The organism is Kitasatospora sp. NPDC090091 (genome assembly GCF_044747365.1).
GTDB lineage: Bacteria > Actinomycetota > Actinomycetes > Streptomycetales > Streptomycetaceae > Kitasatospora.
This window is the reverse complement of sequence record NZ_JBIVDY010000052.1, coordinates 1-5,317: the sequence shown is the minus strand read 5'-3', so window position 1 is coordinate 5,317 and position 5,317 is coordinate 1. Positions and strand designations below refer to the sequence as shown.

Annotated in this window: 3 protein-coding genes and 2 pseudogenes; all 5 read left to right on the top strand. The window is 71.3% G+C overall.

The window, feature by feature from the left end; all coding sequences use genetic code 11:
* Positions 1-94: pseudogene (locus ACIPSC_RS38920) on the top strand (ATP-binding protein); the annotation flags it as partial.
* A gap of 402 nt (positions 95-496) precedes the next feature.
* The gene (locus ACIPSC_RS38915; RefSeq protein WP_400835119.1) at positions 497-3,913 is read left to right on the top strand and encodes a nitrate- and nitrite sensing domain-containing protein; all 3,417 of its coding nucleotides are present in this window, start codon (positions 497-499) and stop codon (positions 3,911-3,913) included.
* Between the two features lie 10 nt (positions 3,914-3,923).
* Complete coding sequence (locus tag ACIPSC_RS38910) at positions 3,924-4,337, top strand: roadblock/LC7 domain-containing protein (RefSeq protein WP_030057391.1); 414 nt, start codon at positions 3,924-3,926, stop codon at positions 4,335-4,337.
* 161 nt (positions 4,338-4,498) lie between these two features.
* Positions 4,499-5,197, top strand: a complete 699-nt coding sequence (locus ACIPSC_RS38905) for a DUF742 domain-containing protein (RefSeq protein WP_400835116.1) — start codon at positions 4,499-4,501, stop codon at positions 5,195-5,197.
* Positions 5,178-5,317: pseudogene (locus ACIPSC_RS38900) on the top strand (ATP-binding protein); the annotation flags it as partial. The gene ACIPSC_RS38905 and the pseudogene ACIPSC_RS38900, both read left to right, overlap by 20 nt.

The following is a 5,317-nucleotide window of genomic DNA, read 5'->3' as shown; positions in this document are numbered from 1 at the left end:
CCCCATCGTCACCCTCGACGCCCGCCGACGGGACAGCGCCAAGAGCGCCCTCATCACCCTCGTCGAACACGCCCTCCTCGCCCGCCTGCGCTAGGCGGAACCCGCAGGTCGGCAGCCCCGGCACCCCGTCCCGGCGACGGGGCGCCGGGGCACCTCGGCTTACGGACGGGTGTCGCCGGTGCAGACCGCGCAAGGCCCCCGGATAAGCGGCGGATAACAGTTCGGTAGGCATTTTGTGATCAACAGTGGCTGTCTGTAGCGAATCAGCGTCACTCAGCGCCAGATGACCACGGTTTTGTGGGTCGATGTCGGCAAATGTCCCAATTGCTCCACCGTCGGCCGCCCTCGGCGGCTGTTTGTCCCCCATCCCTGCACGTGCTGAAATTCCAGCTACCCCTGAATCCCGTACGGCAGTCCCACCACCCACCAGCGGGCCGCCCTCAGGGGTAGCGCTGGATTGATCCATGGCCGCGATCGGCCGAGAGGTTGTTGTCGAGTGAGGCGTAAGCAGCAAGTCGCCCCGCAGCGGCGCTCCGAGCCCCGCCAGAGCGAGCCGAACGGTAACGCAACCGGCCCGGCCGGATTCTCCGCGTTCACACCCACCGAGGAACGCCCGGCCGTCGCGCCGAAGCCGCCGACCGCCTCCACCGAGCGCCGCAGCGCCGGCCCGGCGGGCGACGCCGGCGACGGCAAGAGCGGCAAGGACGGCAAGGACGGCAAGGGCAGCGAGAGCCGGTACGACTTCCTCCGGCCGCGCAACTGGCGCGTGCCGGCGCGTCTGATAGCCATCCTCCTCATCCCGGTGGTCATCGGCCTGGTCTTCGGCGGTCTGCGCGTCAACACCTCGGTCGACGGCTACGTCAAGGCCTCCCGTGCCGAGAAGACCGCGCGCCTGGCCAAGGCGGCCACCGAGCTCGCCGAGGCGCTGGAGAACGAGCGCGACAAGACGCTCTCGCCGATCCTCACCGGCCAGGACCCGAACGGCGACCTCACCAAGACCCGCGGGACCACCGACGCCGCCCTCAAGGCGTACAACGCGGCCTACGACGCCACCGACAAGTCCGGTGAGCTCCCCCACCGTCACTCGGCCTTCCAGCAGCTCGTCGCCTTCCTACCGCACCTGCGCGACAACGCCTACAAGCCGGAGCTGTTCGCGACCGCGACGCAGTCCGCGTACTCGGTGATGCTCGCGCCGCTGCTCGCCTACGACAACTCGGTCGGCCTCGGCAGCACCAACATCACCAGCAAGGGCCGCGCGATCTACGCGATGTCGCTGGCCAAGGCCTCGGCCTCGACCCAGCGCGCGCTGATGCTCCACCTGCTGGTCGGCATCTCGGCCCAGTCCACCACCCGGTACGAGAACGTCGACCTGATCCAGCAGCTGCTGGTCTCGCAGAAGCTGGAGCAGGTCTCCCTCTCCGAGTTCAACACCGGCAGTGCCCCCGAGGACGCCCGCAAGTACGCGGACGCCCAGGTCGCCCAGGCCGCCGCCGACCAGCGCGCCGCCTTCCGGATGCCCAACGGCAGCGTGCCCACCATGCAGGGCCTGATGGCGCTCGGCGCCGCCTACAGCCAGGCCGCCGCTGAGGGCCAGTCCAAGGGCAAGGCCGCCGCCGACGCCGCCTACAAGGAGGCCAGGGACGCCGGTCTGACCAAGGAGAACTGGGAGCAGGCCTCCAACACCCACATCGCCACGCTGCGCGCCACCGAGGTCGCGCTGCTGGACGACGTGCTCCACGACGCCGCCGACCTGCGGGACAACGCGCTCTACGACGCCATCCTCAACTCGGCGATCGTGCTCGCCGCGCTGATCCTCGCCGGCGTGCTCACCGGCTACGTGGCGCGCTCGATGATTCTCGGCATGCGCACCCTGCGCAACGCCGCCCTGGAGATCGCCGACCACCGCCTGCCGGAGCTCGTCGAGAAGCTCTCCAAGACCGACCCCGAGCGGGTGGACACCTCCGTCGCCCCGATCCCGCTGCACGGCAAGGACGAGATCGGCGAGGTCGCCCGGGCCTTCGACCAGGTCCACCGCCAGGCGGTCGAGCTCGCCGCCGAGCAGGCGCTGCTGCGAGGGAACGTCAACGCGATCTTCACCAACCTGTCGCGCCGCAGCCAGGGCCTCATCCAGCGCCAGCTGGCGCTGATCACCGACCTGGAGAACAACGAGGCCGACCCGGACCAGCTGGAGAACCTCTTCAAGCTGGACCACCTGGCCACCCGTATGCGCCGCAACGGTGAGAACCTCCTCGTCCTCGCGGGTGAGGAAGCGGGCCGCCGCTGGAACACCCCCGTCCCGCTGGTCGACGTGCTCCGTGCCGCCGCCTCCGAGGTGGAGCAGTACGAGCGTGTCGAGCTCGCCGGCATCCCGGAGGTCGAGGTCGTCGGCGCCGCCGTGACCGACCTCGTCCACCTCCTCGCCGAGCTGCTGGAGAACGCGACCTCGTTCTCCAGCCCGCAGACCCGGGTGCTGGTCAACGCCACCCGCCTGCCGGACGGCCGCGTGCTGGTCGAGATCCACGACAAGGGCATCGGCCTCACCGCCGACGACTTCGCCGAGATCAACGAGAAGCTCGCCGAGCCGCCGACGGTCGACGCCACCATCTCCCGCCGCATGGGCCTCTTCGTGGTCGGCCGGCTCTCCCAGCGGCACGACGTCCGCGTCCAGCTCCGCCCCTCGGGCGAGTCCGCGGGCACCACCTCGCTGGTCATGCTCCCGCCGTTCCTGACCCAGATGGGCGCGGCGCCGGAGCCCGAGGAGCAGTTCACCGTCTCCCGGATCTTCGCCGACCAGGAGCCGACCGCCGAGTGGTCCGTGGAAGGCCTCGACCAGGCGCGCAGCGCCGCCGAGCTGGGCTTCGACGACCACCTCACCGGCACCGGCCACGGTTCCACCGGCTTCAGCCCGGCCCTGGACTCCGTCCAGCGCTCGCAGCGGCTCGACCAGGTCCGCCGCGCCGCCCTGGAGGCCGGCCCGGAGGCCACCCAGCAGCAGCCCGTGGTCGACGCCGAGGTCGACGCCGAGTACCCGGCGTACGGCCGGCGCAACGACGAGGCCTTCGCCCAGGACGGCCAGTACGGCCGGCAGGGCTACGACCAGAACGGCTACGCCGACGACCAGTACGGCTACGACGGCAACGGGTACGCCGAGGGCGAGTACGCCGGGAACGACTACGGGCAGGACGCCTACGGCCGGTTCCCGCAGCAGGGCTACGCCGACGACCAGTACGCCCAGGGCCAGGACGGCCAGTACGGCCAGTACCAGGACTACGACGGCTACGCGGACGACCAGTACGGCCACCAGGCCGAGGAGGCCCGGGCCGGCCACCCGTACAGCCCGGATCAGCCCGCGCTGCCGTCGGCCGACTCCTCCTCCCTGGCGTCGGGGCTGCCGCAGCGCCGCCCCGGCCAGCAGCTGGCCGGCGGTGGAGCGGGTGCCGACCCGTCGCAGGGCGGCGGCGAGACCCCGAACTGGTTCGCCGGTGCCAAGGACACCTCGGCACCGAACGAGTCCCGCGGCCACGAGGTGTCCTCCCTGGGCGGCTACGGTCCCACCGGACCGACCGGCTCCGCCTGGCAGTCGCCCAACGACGGCGCCTGGCAGCGTGCCGAGCAGCTCCGTGAGCCCGCGTCCGGCGGTACCACGCCCTCCGGGCTCCCCCGCCGGGTACCCAAGCAGAATCTGGTGGCCGGCAACGCCAAGCCCACCCCGCAGGACGGGCCGCAGGTCTCCCGCAGCCCCGAGGAGGTCCGTGGCCGCCTCACCAACCTGCGCCGCGGTGTGGAGCAGGGCCGCAGTGCCGGCAGCACCGGAAGTTTCCGGATCGACCCCGATCAGGTAGACCAGTCCGGCAACGGACAGCAGAACCGCAGCACCGATCTCTTCGGCGGCTCGAACCACCAGGAGCGTTGAGTTGAGTCAGATGAGCCAGGCCGCACAGAACCTGAACTGGCTGATCACCAATTTCGTGGACAACACCCCCGGGGTGTCGCACACGGTGGTGGTCTCCGCGGACGGCCTCCTGCTGTGCATGTCCGAAGGCTTCCCGCGTGACCGCGCCGACCAGCTGGCCGCGGTCGCCTCCGGCCTCACCTCCCTCACTTCCGGCGCCAGCCGGATCTTCGAGGGCGGCGAGGTCAACCAGACCGTCGTCGAGATGGAGCGCGGCTTCCTGTTCCTGATGGCCGTCAGCGACGGCTCCGCCCTCGCCGTACTGGCCTCGCCGGACAGCGACATCGGCCTCGTCGGCTACGAGATGGCCCTGCTCGTCGACCGCGCCGGCGCCGTCCTCACCCCCGCACTCCGCGCAGAACTCCAGGGCAGTCTCCTGCACTGACGGTTCGTCGGATACCGTCCTGGTATCCGAAGCACCTCCGCGCCCGTCCCGGGCCCGCTTCGGCGGGCTCGGGTTCGGACGTTGTACGGCCTTCGCACCACCGGCTCCGGATCTGCACCCGAGCTCGAACCGCACCGCCGCACCCTGTGAGGAGAGGAACCGTGACACCGCCCGACGACCGCAGCGGCCAGTACGGCGTTCCGTACCCTGGCACAGGCCATGACGCCTTCGGAGCACCCGGCGTCGTCGGCCACGGTCAGCAGTACGGCCAGCCGTACGGCCAGGAGCAGTTCGGCCAGCCGTACGCGCAGGAGCAGTACGGCCAGTACGCCCAGCCGCAGCCCCCGTACGACCCGCACGCGTCCGGCTACCCGGCGCAGGACCACCTGCCCGGCCGGCACGCCGGCCACGGCCTGCCCGGACAGGGGCCCGAGCCGCAGCGCGGCCCCGAGCCCGGCCCCGGCTACGCACCGGCCCAGGAACCCGGCCACGTCGAGGAGTTCGAGGACGACTACGACTCCGGCCCGCTGATCCGACCGTTCGCGATGACCGGCGGACGCACCCGGCCCCGGTACGAGCTGGCCCTGGAGGCACTGGTCTCGGCCAGCGTCGATCCGCAGCGCCTGGCCACCCTGCTCCCGGAGCACCAGCGGATCTGCACCCTGTGCACCGAGGTCAAGTCCGTCGCCGAGGTCTCGGCCCTGCTCTCGCTTCCGCTGGGAGTGGCCCGCATCCTCGTGGCCGACCTGGCCGAGGCCGGCCTGGTCGCCATCCACCAGCCCGCTTCCGGGGGCGAATCCGGAAACCAGCCCGACGTCACGCTGCTCGAAAGGGTCCTCAGTGGACTTCGCAAGCTCTAACGCGGCCGCCCCCACCCGCGCAACCACCTCGGCGAAGATCGTCGTCGCCGGCGGCTTCGGCGTCGGCAAGACCACGCTCGTCGGCGCCGTCTCCGAGATCAACCCGCTGCGCACCGAAGC